Source organism: Paenibacillus sp. FSL L8-0638, assembly GCF_038593075.1.
In the GTDB taxonomy this organism is placed as follows: Bacteria; Bacillota; Bacilli; order Paenibacillales; family Paenibacillaceae; genus Paenibacillus; species Paenibacillus polymyxa_D.
In genome coordinates this window covers 2,550,101-2,568,352 of record NZ_CP151960.1, presented here as the reverse complement: position 1 = coordinate 2,568,352, position 18,252 = coordinate 2,550,101, and the positions used below count along the sequence as shown (strand labels likewise).

The 18,252-nt window shown below is 43.8% G+C and carries 15 protein-coding genes and 1 pseudogene; 8 read left to right on the top strand and 8 right to left on the bottom strand.

The genetic code is table 11. From position 1 onward, the window contains the following. Positions 1-11: 11 nt before the first annotated feature. Both MKY35_RS11520 and dpaL read right to left on the bottom strand, forming a co-directional pair. Positions 12-1,262 carry a Zn-dependent hydrolase gene (locus MKY35_RS11520; RefSeq protein WP_342446427.1) on the bottom strand — a complete coding sequence of 417 codons (1,251 nt, stop codon included), beginning with the start codon at positions 1,260-1,262 and terminating at the stop codon, positions 12-14. Beyond that, on the bottom strand, positions 1,252-2,532 hold the full coding sequence (gene dpaL, locus MKY35_RS11515; protein ID WP_342446426.1) for a diaminopropionate ammonia-lyase: 1,281 nt from the start codon (positions 2,530-2,532) through the stop codon (positions 1,252-1,254). The genes MKY35_RS11520 and dpaL overlap by 11 nt, the downstream gene beginning before the upstream one ends. Positions 2,533-2,741: 209 nt before the next feature. Here dpaL and MKY35_RS11510 point away from each other — a divergent pair, with 209 nt between their 5' ends. From MKY35_RS11510 to MKY35_RS11490, 5 genes are all read left to right on the top strand, one after another. Then, on the top strand, positions 2,742-3,443 hold the full coding sequence (locus MKY35_RS11510; protein ID WP_342446425.1) for a GntR family transcriptional regulator: 702 nt from the start codon (positions 2,742-2,744) through the stop codon (positions 3,441-3,443). A gap of 106 nt (positions 3,444-3,549) precedes the next feature. Continuing rightward, positions 3,550-3,885 (top strand): ribosomal protein L7/L12, encoded by a 336-nt coding sequence (locus tag MKY35_RS11505; RefSeq protein ID WP_039274580.1) that lies wholly within the window; start codon positions 3,550-3,552, stop codon positions 3,883-3,885. 17 nt (positions 3,886-3,902) lie between these two features. Then, positions 3,903-4,382: a Cys-tRNA(Pro) deacylase gene (gene ybaK, locus MKY35_RS11500; RefSeq protein WP_069011189.1), complete on the top strand. Its 480-nt coding sequence runs from the start codon at positions 3,903-3,905 to the stop codon at positions 4,380-4,382. 86 nt (positions 4,383-4,468) lie between these two features. Continuing rightward, complete coding sequence (locus MKY35_RS11495; RefSeq protein ID WP_342446642.1) at positions 4,469-5,662, top strand: oxalate decarboxylase family bicupin; 1,194 nt, start codon at positions 4,469-4,471, stop codon at positions 5,660-5,662. 402 nt (positions 5,663-6,064) lie between these two features. Continuing rightward, positions 6,065-7,786 (top strand): hypothetical protein, encoded by a 1,722-nt coding sequence (locus MKY35_RS11490; protein WP_342446424.1) that lies wholly within the window; start codon positions 6,065-6,067, stop codon positions 7,784-7,786. Between the two features lie 78 nt (positions 7,787-7,864). Here the strand turns inward: MKY35_RS11490 and MKY35_RS11485 are convergent, their stop codons facing one another. Both MKY35_RS11485 and MKY35_RS11480 read right to left on the bottom strand, forming a co-directional pair. Beyond that, positions 7,865-8,131 carry a hypothetical protein gene (locus MKY35_RS11485; RefSeq protein WP_342446423.1) on the bottom strand — a complete coding sequence of 89 codons (267 nt, stop codon included), beginning with the start codon at positions 8,129-8,131 and terminating at the stop codon, positions 7,865-7,867. 284 nt (positions 8,132-8,415) lie between these two features. After that, a complete protein-coding gene (locus MKY35_RS11480) occupies positions 8,416-9,135 on the bottom strand; it encodes a YebC/PmpR family DNA-binding transcriptional regulator (RefSeq protein WP_342446641.1) in 720 nt (239 codons plus the stop codon). A gap of 218 nt (positions 9,136-9,353) precedes the next feature. Between MKY35_RS11480 and MKY35_RS11475 the strand changes: the two genes are divergently transcribed. Continuing rightward, positions 9,354-10,118, top strand: coding sequence for a fused MFS/spermidine synthase (locus tag MKY35_RS11475; RefSeq protein ID WP_342446422.1), 765 nt, complete (start codon positions 9,354-9,356; stop codon positions 10,116-10,118). Here the strand turns inward: MKY35_RS11475 and MKY35_RS11470 are convergent. The 3 genes and pseudogenes from MKY35_RS11470 to MKY35_RS11460 all read right to left on the bottom strand — a co-directional run bounded on the left by MKY35_RS11470 (position 10,115) and on the right by MKY35_RS11460 (position 15,136). Next, positions 10,115-11,853, bottom strand: a pseudogene (locus MKY35_RS11470) (proline--tRNA ligase). The gene MKY35_RS11475 and the pseudogene MKY35_RS11470 sit on opposite strands and share 4 nt — an antisense overlap. A gap of 596 nt (positions 11,854-12,449) precedes the next feature. Further along, a complete protein-coding gene (locus MKY35_RS11465; RefSeq protein WP_342446640.1) occupies positions 12,450-13,493 on the bottom strand; it encodes a carbohydrate kinase family protein in 1,044 nt (347 codons plus the stop codon). Between the two features lie 353 nt (positions 13,494-13,846). Beyond that, positions 13,847-15,136, bottom strand: coding sequence for a glycoside hydrolase family 27 protein (locus MKY35_RS11460; RefSeq protein ID WP_342446421.1), 1,290 nt, complete (start codon positions 15,134-15,136; stop codon positions 13,847-13,849). Between the two features lie 209 nt (positions 15,137-15,345). On the opposite strand from MKY35_RS11460, the gene MKY35_RS11455 reads away from it, so the two are divergent. Together MKY35_RS11455 and MKY35_RS11450 are read left to right on the top strand one after the other, a co-directional pair. Further along, positions 15,346-16,239, top strand: coding sequence for a rhodanese-related sulfurtransferase (locus tag MKY35_RS11455; protein ID WP_342446420.1), 894 nt, complete (start codon positions 15,346-15,348; stop codon positions 16,237-16,239). A gap of 209 nt (positions 16,240-16,448) precedes the next feature. Further along, the gene (locus MKY35_RS11450) at positions 16,449-17,375 is read left to right on the top strand and encodes an AEC family transporter (RefSeq protein ID WP_039274593.1); all 927 of its coding nucleotides are present in this window, start codon (positions 16,449-16,451) and stop codon (positions 17,373-17,375) included. A 17-nt stretch (positions 17,376-17,392) separates the two neighbouring features. Here the strand turns inward: MKY35_RS11450 and MKY35_RS11445 are convergent, their stop codons facing one another. Continuing rightward, positions 17,393-18,172: an ABC transporter ATP-binding protein gene (locus tag MKY35_RS11445; RefSeq protein ID WP_342446419.1), complete on the bottom strand. Its 780-nt coding sequence runs from the start codon at positions 18,170-18,172 to the stop codon at positions 17,393-17,395. Positions 18,173-18,252 lie beyond the last annotated feature (80 nt).

Sequence of the window (18,252 nt, the reverse complement as noted above, 5' to 3'; positions counted from 1 at the left end):
AATAGCTCGTATTAAACATCTCCAGCAAGATGTTTAATAACGTCTAATAGTACATTGGCTCCGGCTACCAGATCCGGTCGCGGCGTGTATTCGCGCGGGTTATGACTAATGCCGCCAATACTTGGGACAAAGATCATAGCTGCCGGACAAATGCGAGCCATCATTTGAGCGTCATGACCAGCACCGGATGTCATTCGCTTGGAGCGCAGCTCGCGCTGCATGGCAGCAGCCTCTATCAACTCCACAATGTTGGCATCGAAAGCAACCGGCTCAAAACGGGCCATTCGCTCGGTCGTGATCGTTACCCCTTCGGAAGCTGCAAGTACTCTAAGATACTCGGTCAGCGCCGCTTCTTCAGCCTGCAATCTCTGCTCATCAGGATCACGCAAATCAACAGTAAACGTGGCGCGTGAAGGAATAACATTAATCGCGTTAGGCTCCATGCTAAGACAACCAACCGTAGCCACCGTAGGTGTCTGCGACCTTGTCGCCCGGTCCCTTAAAAATGTGATGACACTGGCTGCTGCCTGTCCCGCATCTCTGCGCATCGACATTGGTGTAGTCCCGGCATGATTGGCAACCCCCTCAATAATAACGCGCTGCCAGGATATTCCTTGAAGGTTCTCAACTGCACCAATCGGAACACCGACACTTTCCAGTACCGGGCCCTGCTCAATATGAAGCTCCACATAAGCATGTGGCAGCATAAAACCCGGCTCCTCTGTTCCTTCATACCCGATGCGCACCAACTCTTCTCCCAATATAGTGCCGTCTGTTCCCACAGAGGCCAATGCGTCCTCAAGCGGGAGTCCACCTGCATATACCAGCGAGCCCATCATATCAGGGGCATAACGAACCCCTTCCTCGTTCGTAAAAGCACCCACAACAATAGAGCGAGCAGGAACAAAGCCAGAAACCTGTAATGTCTGAATGACCTCAAGACCGGAAAGCACACCATAACAACCATCGTACACACCGGCATTGATCACTGTGTCAATATGCGACCCAATCAGCACCGGAGCTGATTGAGTATCATTTGCACCTTTCCATATGCCGAAGATGTTTCCAATACGGTCGACCACAACCTCCAAACCAGCCTCCTTCATCCAGGCTACCAAGGTGTCACGACCACTCTTGTCTGCAGCAGAAGCTGCCAGTCTGGTGAGCTTTTGTTCAGGGTCACGTCCCCTTTGGCCAAGCGATTGAATCCGATCCAGTAAACGTGCTTCATCAATGCATAGGTTGGAATTTTTAAATACCATTTTGCATTCCCCTTTTCATTCTAAAAGTTTTGCTCATACTCATGAAAAAGTATGGATACTTGCCTTCCCATACAATTTGTCTGTATGCCTCGGGATCTGTATCCCCTTCCGTGCTTATGATGAGGATTCTGGAGTCTTCATTTAATTGAAGCTGAGCTGCAGCTTCAATTAAATTTTCTTGCTTCCGCAACAAGCTCAAAACACCTAAGCCAACAGCGCCAGACTCACCAGATATAATTTGGGGATCACCAGGTAATGGATTTCCAAGCATCCTCATTGCCTTTGCCGATACAAAATCCGAACAGGTGATATACATATCCGCATAATCTCTCAATAGTTCCCAAGCCACGGTGCTAGGTTCCCCGCAAGCAAGTCCAGCCATAATCGTGGGCATAAAACCTGTTACAGCATGAGGTTTTCCGTCATTTTCCGCCGCTGATTTATAGATGCACGCAGCTTCATTAGGCTCAACAATAACCGTTGTCGGTCTTTTTTCACCAAAATGAGATATCAAATATCCCAGTATACTTGCTGCAAATGAACCAACACCTGCCTGTAAAAATACATGCGTCGGATAATCATCACCAGCCACTCGGATCTGTTCCAATGCCTCATCTATCAACGTCCCATAGCCTTGCATAATCCAAGTTGGAATTTCTTCATAGCCTTCCCATGCACTATCTTGTAGCAAGACCCCACGATGCTCAGTAGCATAGGTGCTGGCCAACCTAACAGTGTCGTCATAGTTTAGTTCCGTAATAGAGGCTTCTGCCCCTTCATTTCTAATATGATTTAATCTAACTTCAGAAGATCCTTTTGGCATAAACACGACTGATTTCTGTCCTAGCTGGCTAGCCGCCCAAGCAATCCCTCTACCATGATTTCCATCTGTAGCTGTTACAAAAGTAATATCGCCCAATAGTCCCTTGATCTCTTCGGTTTTCAACTTTTCAAAAGAAAGCTCTGAAATATCCATATTCAGTCTATCTGCCAGATACTTGCCGACAGCAAAGGACCCACCTAATACTTTAAAAGCACCCAATCCGAATCTGTAGGATTCATCTTTTATCCATATGCTCCCTACATTCAGCTTGCGTGACAACTTTTTCAAGTTATGCAGTGGAGTGACTTCATATTCAGGAAAGCTTTTATGGAAGTTTCTAACCTTTTGAGCCATATTCCTATCCATAAATTCCACTGATATTTTCTTGAATTCTACTTTACGTGCCTTCTCATTTGTCATGTATTTTAAAGCTGTCATATCCTGCATACATGTCTCCTTCTATTCTTAAAATACTAAATGTCTTAGCTTTATAAATAAAATATCGCATGTGATATATTACATGTTACCCATCAGACTATATACTGTCAACTTGGTTTGCGATATGAAATATGTATGAAATCGGGCTGCAATCATTGATACTCATGAATTGTATGTGATATATTACATTCAAATAAAATTCGAAGGAGGTCTAATCATTGCTATCCAAACATGCAACCAAAGTTAAGCGTTCATCTATACGTGAGCAAGTATACTTACAGCTACAAGAATGGATTATTAGTGGTGTTTTAAAGCCTGGAGATAAGTTAAAGGATCAAGAATTAGCGGAGGTTCTAGGAGCCAGCCGTACACCTATCCGTGAAGCTATTTTAAGATTGGAAGAAGAAGGAATGGTTCAGACTAAAGCCAATAGCTGGACGCAGGTAGCACCTGTTGATATTAAACAGGCCTATCGGCTCTACCCCATCATCGGGTCACTTGAGAAGCTTGCTGTCTCGTTTGCTCAAGAAAATATTCAATCTAAGCACATTAACGAATTAGAATTATTAAATGGAGAGCTCAAACGGGCGCTAAAGGAAGAAAATGCAATACTTGCGCAACAATATGATGCTCAGTTCCACCAGGTTATTATTGATCTGTCGGCAAATGAAGAATTGATTTATGTGCTGGATGGATTAAAAAAAAAGCTGCGCCGTTATGAGGTGACATACTTTGACGGTTTTTTGGGTGCAGAGTCATCAGTTGCAGAACACCAAAAAATAGTCAGTGAGCTTATAGCTAAAAATTTCGCAGCCGCCGCGGACATGATTGAATCGAATTGGAAAGAAAGTTTTCAACGCCGATTATCTAAATTGGATATAGACAAAGACGAAACCGTGTTACCGCTTCAAGAGGAATGAGCCTCTTTCTCTTCTTCTCTATCATCATGCTATACTATAAATAAGAAATAAATTTTTAGTGCAGCATTTCTGCGTTGAAAGTCACTTAAATAGGGGGGGAATTCTGTTGTCAGCTATTGAGTATATAGCAATCATCGCATTGCTCCTCTCCGTCATACTTTTAATTAAGGTCTACAGCCTTCAATCTCGGCTTAATGACTTGAAATCCGACGTGGAGCGTCTTGAAAATCGTTCAGGAATACAAGGAACATCGCTGTCAGGCACCATCCCTGCCACTCCTCCACATATTCTAGATGCAGGAGCTTCAGAAGATATCAATGAAAGGTTGCTCCTGCTCATTAGGGAAGGAAAAAAGATTCAAGCCATAAAAGAACTGAGAACGGCTAAGGATCTTTCCCTTAAGGATGCAAAGGATTATGTGGATCACTTGGAAAAACTCTAAAGAAAGGAAGAAATAAGATGAGTGCCAGCAAAACAAACGCCATGCGCATATTGGACGGGCAACATATACAATACAATATTTTGAGTTATGATCATCAAGATGGAAAAATAGACGGTATGAATGTGGCTGAGAAAATCGATAGAGCCCCGGAGATAGTTTTCAAAACTTTGGTTGCACATAGCAAACAAAATCTGTTTGTTTTTGTAATTCCTGTACATAAAGAGCTTGATCTCAAAAAAGCAGCCAAATCCGCGGGAGAGAAAAAAATTGAAATGCTTCCAGTTAAGGATTTGCAAAAGTTTACGGGATATATTCGCGGTGGCTGCTCCCCCATTGGAATGAAAAAGCTCTACCCCACTTTTATCGACCAGCCTGCATTGGAACTGGAAGCCATCGTTGTAAGCGGTGGGAAAATTGGGACCCAACTGGAATTAAGTCCGCACGATTTAGCTCAAATCATTCAGGCTCAGTTTACAGATCTAACGCATACAGCATAAAACTCACTACATGATCATAAAATCTTTATGCGTATTTTCTTATCCCATACTTCATCAAGCTTCAACCTGGAGAGGAAGATTTAATGATGCATAATGATTGCCCTAAAAATGCAAGAATCCCCCAACCCATCAGAAGTGATGGTGCTGGGGGCATCGACAAGGGTCCACGTGATGTGATGAGGGATCTACAGAATCCCGATATGCTGGTTCCCCCCGTAACGGACAATGGTCTCATTCCAAATATGAGATTTTCTTTTTCTGATGCCCATATGCAGCTTAATCATGGTGGGTGGTCAAGAGAAGTAACGGTAAGGGAATTACCTATTGCTACAACCCTTGCCGGGGTGAATATGAGTTTGACACCGGGTGGTGTACGTGAGCTTCACTGGCATCAGCAAGCGGAATGGTCATATATGCTGTTGGGAAGTGCTCGCATTACGGCAGTAGACCAAAATGGACGTAATTTTATTGCTGATGTGGGTCCCGGAGATCTCTGGTATTTTCCTCCTGGCATTCCGCACTCTATACAGGGGCTTGAGGATGGGTGCGAATTTTTGCTGGTTTTTGATGATGGCAGTTTCTCCGATCTTAACACCCTATCCATCTCCGATTGGTTCGCACATACTCCCAAAGACGTACTTTCTGCAAATTTTGGTGTACCAGAAGCTGATTTTGCAGCGATTCCTCAAGACCAAGTATATATCTATCAGGATTCCGTTCCCGGTTCAATCCAAAGCCAAGCAGTTTCCTCTCCCTATGGTACGATACCTCAGTCCTTCAAACATAAATTACTAGCCCAGCCCCCAATCAAAACGCCGGGCGGAAGCGTACGAATCGCCGACTCCTCCAATTTTCCGATATCCAAAACCATCGCAGCTGCTCTTGTTGAGATTGAACCCGGTGCCATGCGGGAAATGCACTGGCATCCTAATAATGACGAATGGCAATACTATCTTGCCGGGCAAGGACGGATGACTGTCTTTGGCGGTAATGGTGCAGCCCGTACGTTTGATTTTAGAGCCGGAGATGTTGGATATGTGCCTTTTGCTTACGGTCATTACATTCAAAATACAGGCTCCAGCACACTTTGGTTTCTTGAAATGTTTAAAAGTGACCGTTTTGCAGATGTTTCCTTGAATCAATGGATGGCCCTTACGCCTACAGAACTGATTCAGAGTAATTTACATGTAGGTACTGATGTGATCTCTAATTTACGAAAGGTAAAATGGCCTGTCGTTAAGTATCCCGGGTATTCTTTTTACCCAAAGGATGGGCTCTGAAGAATCCGCTGAACGTGTGTCTTGTCCGTACTCTCATTAAAAAAACATAATCTCATGCGCATTTCTTACTGCTTTAGGTAATTTTTTAGCGGATAGTTCCGGCCTTAAGGATTGGATTTGTATGCAAAGATATAGGCATCCCACTTTAGCCAGTAGCCTATATCTTTTGTAGCATTATAACTGGGGCAGACTCAATCCCTCCCCTTCTGGCATTTGAATATCCATCAACACTACATGTGGATGGATACGCTTCGCCATCTAATGCAATATTTTCATAATATAATATAGTAAATTACTGAAATTAATAGACAAATGCCTTATAATTACAAAAACAATCTCTTCTAACAATTATTCATACTATTTTCGCGTTATCATTCTATGATTAGGGATGTGGCTGTAATTATGTTTAAAAATGAGATTTTAACAAGCTCACTACAGGAGCGCAAACAGATCGTAATCGATGATGTAGCAGCATTGGGCTATCCTTACAATGAGTACGATCAGGGGCGAAAGGTCGGTGGTTATGCGGCTATGGCCCAATTTTCAAAAGGAGATATCAGCACTGGACTTGCCTACGTCAACATTCATTTGGATCGGAACAAAGACATGTTCTGGGGAATTAACGTAATGGAAGCTTATATGAAGTTTAAAGAGTATTACACATCTGAGTTAAAGAATAAAGTAAAAGCAAAAATGCTCAGTTTTAATATTTTGAATGCCGATGGGACGGCTCTGTCGGGAAATACAGAAAATCAACGGCTCATGTACGCAGCGGTCGGGGTTGTCGGAGCGGAAGAATGGCCAGAATATCCGGTGAATTATGCTACCATCGCCAGAAGCTATCTGCTATCCGAACTTCCCACAATTACAAAACAGGGGTACTTTGAATACGACTCTCCGACATATTTTATCCATCATGTGGGACCGCTATTGTTCATTACCGAACACTTGAAAGATGCGACATTGCGGAATATGGCCAAACTGACGTTGGAGTGGTATTTTTCCAGTATTGTAGGAGAGTGGCTGCATGGGTACTGGGTGACCAGTCAGGCCAGAACATATAATGCGCAGCAAGAGCCGGGATATACACTTGATGAGAGTGTAGTACTGCTGTGGATGTTGTTTGGAGACAGTCGTAAGCCGATATATCTCGGCAATGAAACCAATCTGAAATTTACCACGATTCCATTTGCGGTTGCGGACTACGAGTTACCAGACATTTTCAAGCGTATAGCAACAGCCCGTTCTACAACTTACACACATAAGGAACGGATGTCTAGAAACAGTAACAAACCGTATAAGACAAGCTACATCACCCCGAATTATGCCGTATTCAGTCAAAAGGACAGTCGGCTCGCACAAAATCAGCTTCATCGTTGGGGCATCAAATGGGTGGGGGATACATACAGTGACGAACCAAATACGTTTTTCATGAAGCAACACTTCAGTGAGCCGATTAACTTGAATCCGTCCAACTCGGAATATTGGATTGGCGGAACGAATATGGAGGAAGTACTTCAGGACGATGGTGCACTCATTGCAGTATACAATATCACAAATTCAAATACATGGATCGACGGCCCAGTTTCATACAACGGAATTAAAGCAACGATCGAACAGGACCCATTCAACAGGAACGGCTGGGTATTCTTTCACACAGGTAAAATGCTGATGGCTGTCAGGACGGCACAACCTTACGTTTGGCCTTATGACACGGAATCGTGGAAATATGGAGGTTATCAGAGATCGTTGCGGAGTGACGGGCCAAAAAATGCAGTCATCGTTGAAACAGCACCTCTTATGGACTATGCAGGAGGTACTTGTATTAGAGAGCTTGACTGCTTTGCTGAGGCTGTACTGACGAAAACCGTAGTGGATTTCAGCGGTGTTAACGATACCAATCCCCGGGTCTATTACAAAGGATTAACAGGTAAAGAGATGGAAATCGTATATGCCACCTCACGTAAAATTCAGGGTGCAGAAGTCAATTATGCTAATTGGCCTCTGCTGGATGATCCGTGGATGCATCAGGATTATAATGGAAATAAACTCGATTTGGTTCATGATAGAGAGAGACGGACCTATGATTTCAATAACTGGAAGGTAACATCAAGCATTATGTAAGTGTCTGTCTCCAACTGACAAGGGCGTCGCAACCAGGCCATCAGGATCTGTTTGAGACGCCTTAAGCGTTCATAAAGATCAATCCAAAATTGATAGTGTCGTACGCACGATATCTCTAAGCACCTCAGTGCTTTCGCCTGTCTTAGCAGTAAATGTCAACGATAGTCGGGCATGATTTAGAAATCTGGCGATTGACAATAGCTCAGATTCCGTAAAATAAATCTCCCCCTCTTTTTGGGCGCGGACTAGGGCGTTGTAATAAGCTAGCTCAAGCTTTTCAGTGTTCTCAGAAATAAAAGCTTTGATTTCATGATGATGCGGTACCTGTTCAATAGCACTGTTCATAATAAAGCATTCCTTGGACAGCCTCTTATCCGTCAAAATCCTAACAGATTCATTAAAAATTATCGCTATTGCATCCTTAACTTTCAGTATCGAATTCTTTAGCTCTTTCCAAACCTCATTTTCACCTTCCTGCCTATGATTATAATTTTTACAGACCGATCAGTCAAAAAGGTTAAAGCGATCTTATGTAGATGTTGATTCACAAAAAAACCATCGTACCGAAATACGATGGTTTAGGGATATCTATTCTATCAAAACGCTCAGATGTAAATGATGCAATCCGATTATTCCTCAGAGTCTACATTGTGGTAAACCTGCTGAACATCCTCCAATTCTTCTAATGCATCAATCAATTTATCGAATTGAACTTGTGCATCTTCTGGAAGAGAAATATCATTTTGAGCAAGCATGGTGAGCTCCGCAACGGTAAATTCAGTCACTCCTGCTTGCTTGAAAGCTTCCTGCACAGCATGGAATTGATCAGGCTCTGCATATACGATGACAGCTTCATCTTCTTCAATGATGTCACGTACCTCTACATCTGCCTCCATCAGTAGCTCCAGCACTTCATCTGCGGTTTTACCCACCAGACCAATAACTGCTGTTGAATCAAACATGTAGGCTACAGAACCGCTCACGCCTAAGCTACCACCATTTTTAGTAAAAGCAGAACGCACATCCGATGCTGTACGGTTAACGTTATTGGTCAACGCATCTACAATGACCATGGAACCGTTCGGTCCGAAACCTTCATAACGAAGCTCTACGTAGTTTTCGTCGCCAGCACCTTTTGCTTTTTCAATAGCACGGTCAATGATTGCTTTGGGTACATTGTACGTTTTTGCACGTTCTAGAACTACTCTTAGTACCCGATTGGATTCAGGATCAGGTTCGCCCTGTTTGGCTGCCACATAAATTTCCACGCCAAATTTAGCATATATACGACTCGTATTAGCATCCTTGGATGCCTTCTTTTCTTTAATGTTATTCCACTTACGTCCCATAATATCCCGCTCTCTTCCTGTATGAATATACACAACGAACTTCATTATATCCTTGTATATTATATCTCCTAAAGGACATACGAACAAGTTTAAACAACTCTGTTATGGAAAAATAAACAATTCTACCTAATTGGGGATGCTTGGAAATGTGAACTTTCAATTCTCCTCATCTATGGACAATTCCCCTATCCATGTCTAAGATGAGGAGGAAGTCTGACTTGAAGGAGATCATTCACTTGGATGTCTTGTACAAAAAGTTGAGCCATAATCATGAAATCACAGTATACGAAACCACCGAGCTGTATGGTGAAAAGGGATTATTTCGGGTGATGCAGTTTTCAAATACAGCCATCCAAGGCGCGGTAGACTTGAATCATCCGCAGCGCATTTTGTTCGAATATCCGAGAGCAATTATCCATCTCATGGAGCTGAACGATCCATCATTTGAAGATGTATTTGTTATCGGGCACGGTATAGGTACAATAGCGGGTCATTTTACAGATAAACGTTTTAAGATTGCCGAGTTGGATGCACAAGTTGTAGAGTTCAGCCGAACATTCTTTGGATACGATCAGGATAATGTAACTGTTGGCGATGGGCGTCGCCTTCTGGAGAAGGAAGCGCCGGATGCTTATGACTATATTATTTTGGACGCCTTCACGGAGCTGGGTACGCCCTTGCATTTAGTATCCTGGGAATTTTTCAAGATGGCCAAAGAAAAGCTGGATTCCGAAGGCTCCCTGATCATGAATTTAATGGGCAAAAGTGAACACGACCATTTGATCAATGCCATTCATACAACGTTGCGTGAAGAATTTGCCTATGTCTCAACTTTCTCGCTCCCCTCGGAAGGCGCTGCCGACGTTCAAAATATCATTATGATAGGTCGGGACAAGCCAATCCGGTTTCAGGCACGTCAGATGGCGGACTTTCATGAGATTACACTCGGAGAAGGCCATATTCTACGGGATATAGATGCTTAGTGTAGTTCCAATATTCGTCTCTCTACATCTTCAATACGAATCGTCTCTTTGTTGCAGCTTTTTCGTTCCACTAACTCTACTTTCCCGTGTTCGGCATCTTTACCTACGATGATGCGCACGGGAATACCTACTAAATCGGAGTCTTTGAATTTAACCCCAGGCCGTTCCTCCCGATCATCCAGCAGCACCTCCACACCGCGATCCTGCAGCTGGTTGTGTAATTTCTCGGCTATTTGCATCTGAAGCCTGTCTTTCACAGAAATCGGAATAATATGAACTTGAAACGGGGCCAGTGCATAAGGCCATATCATTCCGTTCTGATCGTGATTTTGCTCTACAATGGCAGAAAGGATCCGGGATACGCCAATGCCATAGCAGCCCATAATCATCGCTTGCTCAGTTCCAGACGCATCCAGAAAGGTCGCACCCAGCTTCTCACTATATTTGGTGCCCAATTTAAATACGTGTCCGATCTCAATCCCACGATGAAGTTTCAATTCCCCTTCGTCACATCGAGGACATCTATCCCCTTCTATGACATTGCGCAAGTCAGCCACATGCCGAAGATCTATATCGCGCCTTGGGTTCACATGTCGATAATGGTAATCCAGCTCGTTCGCGCCTGCGATACCGCTGGACATTTTGACAACGGCGTAATCCACCCACACAGGGATCGTCAATCCGCATGGGCCTATGAACCCCGAGGGGGTTCCAGTCGCCTTTGACACGATGTCTGTACTTGCTATTTCGAATTTTTCACTACCTAAAATATGTTTAACTTTTACTTCGTTAACCTCATGATCACCCCTGACAACTACAGCAATAGGTTGATCGTCAGCCATATAAATCAGTGTTTTGATGATTTCTTTGGGCTCTATGTGAACCGATTCAACCAGTTGATCTATTGTACGCAGGCCTGGAGTATGGAATTTTTCCATTTTAGCTGTATCAAAAGAAGGAGGGATGGCATTTTCATTTTTATCTGAGATTGGAGCTATTTCTATTTTTCCCGTCGACCGCGCCACGGCTTTTTCAAGATTAGCTGCATATTCACAGCAGGTACATGCTACAATTGTGTCCTCTCCAATATCAGCTAGAGCCATAAATTCATGGGTTTCACCTTCGCCACCAATGGCACCCGCATCTGCTTCTACTGCACGAAAATTTAGACCACAGCGAGTGAAAATGCGATGATATGCCTGGAACATCGTCGAATAGGTATGATCTAGTCCTTCCCAATGTGCATCAAACGAATATGCATCCTTCATCAAAAATTCTCTACTGCGAAGCAGGCCAAATCGCGGACGTTGTTCATCCCGAAATTTGGTTTGAATTTGATACAACGTTACAGGCAATTTGCGATAAGAATTCACTTCATTTCGTATTAAAGACGTAATGACCTCTTCATGTGTAGGCCCCAAAGCAAACTCCCGATCATGCCGATCTTGCAAACGCATCAACTCAGGACCGTAAACATCGTATCTTCCTGATTCTTGCCACAGCTCCGTTGGCTGCAATACAGGCATCAGCAGCTCCCCAGCCCCTACGCGATCCATTTCATCCCGTACGATTTGCTCTACTTTTCTGAGCACCCGTCTGCCAGAGGCATGTAGGTGTACATTCCAGCCGCCAGTTGGCGGATAAATCCTCCCCGCAGCATAAGCTGATGACTGATCACTTCAGCTTCTGCGGGTGCTTCACGCAAGGTTGTCAGTAATAATTGGCTTTGGCGCATGTGTAGCTTCCTCCTTGTTGGACGATAAAATGTACGCAAAAAGACACATCCGTCAGGGACGAATGTGTCGTGGTACCACCCTTCATTTGACCGTAGCCATACACGGAACGGTCCTTCATTAGATAACGGCGTCTAGCCGGTAACGGTTTATCATACAAACCGCTACAGCTCGCAAGGCAGGGAAACGTTCATTCGCGGCGAGAAACCTTTCAGCCCATGAGTTTCTTCTCTGTACAGCGAGTATTGAACCTTTGATCCTTGGTCTACACTATTCCTATATATTACAATTTTCACCACTTTACACGAAATGTAATTTCTAGTCAAGGAGATAATCTTCTGCTACACAGCAAGAAACTCGTTACCCTGCTCTGCCTGTAAGGGCCGCATAGAATAGATCAGTCGATAGAGTAAACCTACTACCATAGAACCTCCCTTTAAATAAAATCAGATAAAGGAGGCACTGTGGCAGAAAAACAATTACGAATTTCACACTTTCCATCAGACAACATGCTCCTTTTACAAATTCAATAATTGAGGCCATTACATACGTGAAGCTCCAAATATGCGCTGTTGTAGGTTAGAGTTCTCTTGATTACTTATGTATCATTCTTTTTAAAATACACGCCCTTGAAAAACACAAAATTTTGCGTATGTATGCCATACAGCTCCTGAAACCTAGAATGAAGTTTATTCATAGAAAGAGTCTCTGAGACCGTCCGATCCGTTTGCAGGGTCAAGTCGACACAGCTAATTCCAAATTGGCACACTTGCTCCATAGGATAACCTTGGGTAATTCCATATATCATCCCGGCAATAAAAGCATCATCTGCGCCTGTGACATCAATGACCTCTTGAACAGGATGAATGGGAATTTGGCCATGAGTTCCATCCTGAGAGGCGTACAAAACACGATCAGCACCGCAGATAAAAATGACATTCTGAACTCCAAGTTTGTGAAAAATTCGGGTGGCATCCAACATATGCTGATCATCTGTAAGTTCTAGCTCCAAATAGGCTTCAGCCTCCACCGGTTTACATACCAGCCACTCCACCCCATGCAAATTTCGGGGAAGCTTTCTCATCTTGGAGGCCGATACCGAAGAAACGACAATCGGAACCCGATGCTCATGACAGACATGTATGGTGGCTGCAATTACGTTCATAGAGAAATTAGTGTCCAGCAGAACGAGTCGGGATGAGGCAATTAAAGGAGCATTTTCAAAAATTACTGAAGGACGAATCTGATCATAAATCTCCATTTCTGCTGTCGCTACAATCAGTTCACCACGCTCGTTCAGCAAGGCAGTATAAACCCCAGTTGACGGTTCACCTTTGACTTGCAGAGGAACCACGTGCATGTAACGGCTGGACTGTTCGATAATAAATTCACCTTCCGCATCGTCCCCAACTGCGGTCAGCAGGCTGACCCGCTGGCTCAACCTCCCTAAATTTTCGGCTACATTTCGTGCTACCCCACCGCAAGATTGCAGTCTTGTACTGCTCGGATTGGAGGTATGAAGCTGAAATGTACCTTTAATCATGATTTTACGATCCAAATTAGCCCCCCCGATACATAGTATTGGTTTGCTAGAGGGCCAAGGCTCGTCCTGTTCATTTTGGTGGATTTTTTTTAATTTCATCATTTGACTCCTTTCTCGAGTCTATTCGTTAAAATGATTTAAATTTGTACAGAAATAGGCACTATATAAAATTAACACGTTCCAAATGTCATATTCCCAAGAATAATGTCGAGTTCGTTAAAATATCCTAAAGTTACACATGCAAAAAAACACCCTATTGTAAAGATATCTTTCACTTTTACGATAGGGTGATTGGGTTGGAACTACAGCATAGTTCTTCCTTACATTATGTTATTCAGGATCTTGCAAAATTCGATTCCATTCGCTCCGAAGTGCAAAATATAGACAAACTAAACCATTTCGATCTATATCTTGTTCATTGGAAGTCGCTTATGGGATTTTTGCAAAATCCTCTATTTCAAAATAAATAGAGCTGCTCCGTGAGGAGGTAAATCTGTGGACAGCTCTTGTGCTAAAACACCTAAATCTACATGGTTCCATAAATCTCTGGCATTTGCCTGACCTTCAATACCAAGGTCTTTTAAGGATACACGCACCTTTGAAGATTCATCCCCAGCATTAAACAAAGCTGCATATACATGCCCTTTCCCGTTATGTGAAGTCCAAACGATATGTTCATCCTTTCTATACACCTGCCGTGCATTCAAACCGTTGCGATGAGCATTTAACACTTCTTCATTAGTCAGCAAAGAAAGAGTCCATGCATCATTATCCCGCAGTTCGCCCCCGAACATCAGGGGAGACCGGAAAATGCTCCACAAGGTCATCATCGTTAGCTGCTCATCCTTAGTAAAGCGTGTCCATCTGTCATGGCTGCCGGAATCTACCGAATCTACCGAACGAATACCCAGATGACCCAGTGGCAGCATGTCGCAATCCGGCCAGTGACCTGGACCTACATGTTCCGCCCATTTCTCGCAGCGCTCAAACATACCATACAGTAAAGGCCATACATCCCAGAAGTCATCAGTCATACGCCACATATTCGCGTTTGCGATTAAATCAGATGCATGCTCCAGCGGTGCAGGACCAGGCGATAGACTCAACACCATCGGACGTCCGCATTGGGCGATAGCCCGCCTAATCAATTCAATTTCCGCCAAATGAATACCATAGAGACGTGATGCAGCAATGTCATCTACTTTGACAAAATCCACACCCCATTCCGCATACAGATCAAACAACGAATTATAGTACTCCTGTGCGCCTTCCTTGGATGCATCTACCCCATACATATCTGTGTTCCAAGGACAAATAGAGTTGGGATGCGCAATTTGTCTCGCCGTGGCTGTGGTTCCCAAAATCGGGGTATCCTGATGCACCGCTTGGCGGGATATGCCTCTCATAATATGTATACCAAATTTCAATCCCAGACCGTGTACATATTCCGCAAGAGCTTGGAAGCCTCGTCCATCTGCTGCCGAAGGAAACCGATTCACCGCTGGAATAAGACGTGAAAATGAATCCATTTCCAATGGGACAAACGGGCGATACTGTGAAGATACTGCTCCTGACTCATACCACTGAATATCCACCACGACATATTCCCAACCGTATTCCTTCAGATGCTCCGCCATATATTGAGCATTTCCCCGTACTTCCTCTTCCCGTACTGCTGCACCGTAGCAATCCCAGCTATTCCACCCCATAGGTGGTGTATGCGCTGTCAAATGATGCTTCATTTCATTCATCCTTTCATCCAGTAGATCTCATCCTGCTACCAAAAATCCCCTCATCAGTACGTAACTATTATAATGTAAACCCTTACTTTTGTCGCTCGTCTCCTTTTTCATTTCCACTTTTTATACATTTAAGTTGACTAACTAAAAGAATGTGGTACATTTAAAATTGCTTTTAAAAAACTTTGACTTGAATCAGAGGGTGATTTTACATGTGTGAACATACTTATCGAATTTTGTTGTTTTACAAATATGTCAACATTGAAGATCCTGCCACCTTTACGGCAGAGCATCTGGCTTACTGCAAGGAGCTGGGCGTCAAGGGAAGAATCTTGATTGCTGCGGAAGGAATCAACGGAACACTGTCTGGTACAGTAGAGCAAACGGAGCAATATATGCGTGATTTGCGCGCCAATCCGAAATTCCACGATATCGTTATTAAAATAGATGAGTCTGACGGTCATGCGTTCAAGAAAATATTTGTACGCCATCGTCAGGAGCTTGTTACGCTGCGTCATGAAGATGAGCTGGACCCTAATGAAATTAGCGGTAAGCGTCTGTCACCAAAGGAGTTTTATGAGCAGCTTCAAGAAGAAGATGTAGTTATTCTGGACGGACGTAATGACTATGAATATGACATCGGTCATTTCCGCGGGGCGATTCGCCCCGAAGTCGAATCGTTCCGTGAATTTCCACAATGGATTCGCGACAATATGACTCAGTTCAAAGACAAGAAAATCCTGACGTACTGCACCGGAGGTATCCGTTGCGAAAAGTTGTCCGGTCTTCTGATCAAAGAAGGGTTTAATGATGTAGGCCAGTTGGATGGCGGCATTGTGACTTACAGCAAGGACCCGGAAGTACAAGGACGTTTGTTTGACGGTAAATGCTACGTATTTGACGAACGAATCTCGATTCCGATCAATCATACGGATGAGGACGTCATTGTCGGCAAGTGCTTCCATTGTGAAACGCCGAGCGATCATTATATCAACTGCCCAGTGTGCAATCTCCAGCATATTGCATGTCCGGATTGCGAAGAACAGCATCAGCACTATTGCTCTGACGATTGCCGAACCAAAGCGGAAACCGTAGCTACTGCATAAATTGGCAGTATCATTGGTTCATTATAATAAAAGGGATGCCCTATTAGCCGTTCATCATGGCTGTGGGCATCCCTTTTATTGTTTTCACAATAAGTGTCGAAGGCTTCATAGTATATACCTATGACCTTGATTGTATTTTCATCTTGGACGGGCTCGAAAGTAGCGTCTTATAATGGAAAATGTCATTACAGAAAGGATGGGTGGAATTCATGATTCAAATCGTACTTTCAACTCTATTATCGGTTATCGTTCCGCTGTCCATTCCGGTGATCGCCGGATTTTTACTTGGAAAATTCATGAAGCTGGAAACGAAACCGCTCTCGACTTTGTATTTATATTTTTTAAGCCCCGCAATGATTCTGGACACGCTACTCAAAGCACAGCTTACCTGGCATGATGTGGCGCAGACTGCCGCTTTTTCAATATTAAACCTGCTGCTGTTGTGGGGAATTGCACAATTAGCAGGGAAAATCTTTAGACTGAGCACTCCGGAAACGGCTGGACTTACCTTAATCTCCACACTCACCAATAGTGCAAATTATGGCCTGCCCCTAATTTTACTTGCCTTTGGGCAGCTCGGTCTGGATAAAGCCTCCGTGTATGTCGTCATCCAGATAATTATGGTCAATACCATTGGCGTTTACTTTGCAGCCCGCTCTGAATTTTCTGTTCAAAGTGCTGTTAAGTCGGTGTTTTCACTTCCTGCGATCTATGCAGCTCTACTCGCCATGGGACTGCGGCTACTGGACTGGCATCTTCCCTCAGGGATTCAATCAGGCGTCTCGATGATTGCTGCTGCCTATTCTCCGGTCGTGCTGGCGATTCTGGGTACCCAGATGGCTTATGTAAAAATATTTAAGTTGGAGTCGTCTATTAAAAAAGCCAGCTACGCCGGACTAACAATTCGGCTTCTACTCTCCCCGCTTGCGGCTTGTCTTGCTATGCTGATACTGGGAATTTCAGGTCTTTTGTTCTCCGTTCTCTTCATTCTTGCCTCAATGCCTGTTGCTGTGAATGCTGTCATTTTAGCAGAAAAATTTAATGCATCGCCAAAACTGGTTTCCACCTGCATCCTGTGGAGCACGCTTGCCTCATTCCTGATATTGCCTATTCTGATTATGTTGGTAGCAGGTTAGCGAGAAAAAAAGACTCTCTACACCATAGAGAGCCATGCACGATCCTGTCTCCATTCTACTTGTACAGGCGTTTCAAAAAAAGCACTAAGCGTTTCACTGCTTAGAATATCAGTCGTTTTACCTTTGGCAAATACCGTGCCCCGGCGGATTAAAATCGTATGCGTGTACATCGGTAGAATTTCTTCAATATGATGTGTAACATACAGTAAATTCGGCGAAGCCGGCGACTCCGATAACTGGCGAATGCTATCCAGCAATGCTTCCCGGGAAAAAAAGTCCAAACCATTACACGCCTCGTCCAAAATCAGTAGCTTGGGCGAGGCCATTAATGCGCGGGCGATAAGCACTTTCTGCTTTTCTCCCTGTGAGCATCCCTGATACAACCGATCCACGAGATGAGCACACCCCAGTTGCGTCATAAGCTGAACGGCCTGTTCATAATCTGTATCCGTCGTCTGATCATAAAGTCCAATGGAGGCAAATTTGCCACTAATAACAACATCCTGCGTACGCTGACTCCCATTAATTCTTTCCTGTAAAGAGGAACTGACCCAACCAATAGATTTGCGCAGCTCCCTCAGATCCACATCCCCAAAGGTATGGCCCAATACACCAACACTACCTGTGGTTGGCCATATGTAACCGTTAATCATATTGAGCATCGTTGTTTTACCTGACCCATTCAAGCCGAGTACAGCCCAGTGCTCTCCCTCAGCTACCTGCCAATTGATTTGATCTAGTATGGTGCGGTTATCTCTCTTCCAGCTTACATTGTTAAGTTCAATGACAGAATTCATGGCTGTACATCCTTTCTATTCGTCGTATCATCAGACGTTTATACGCATAGTAAAGATCATCATTAGTACGTCTAGCTTCT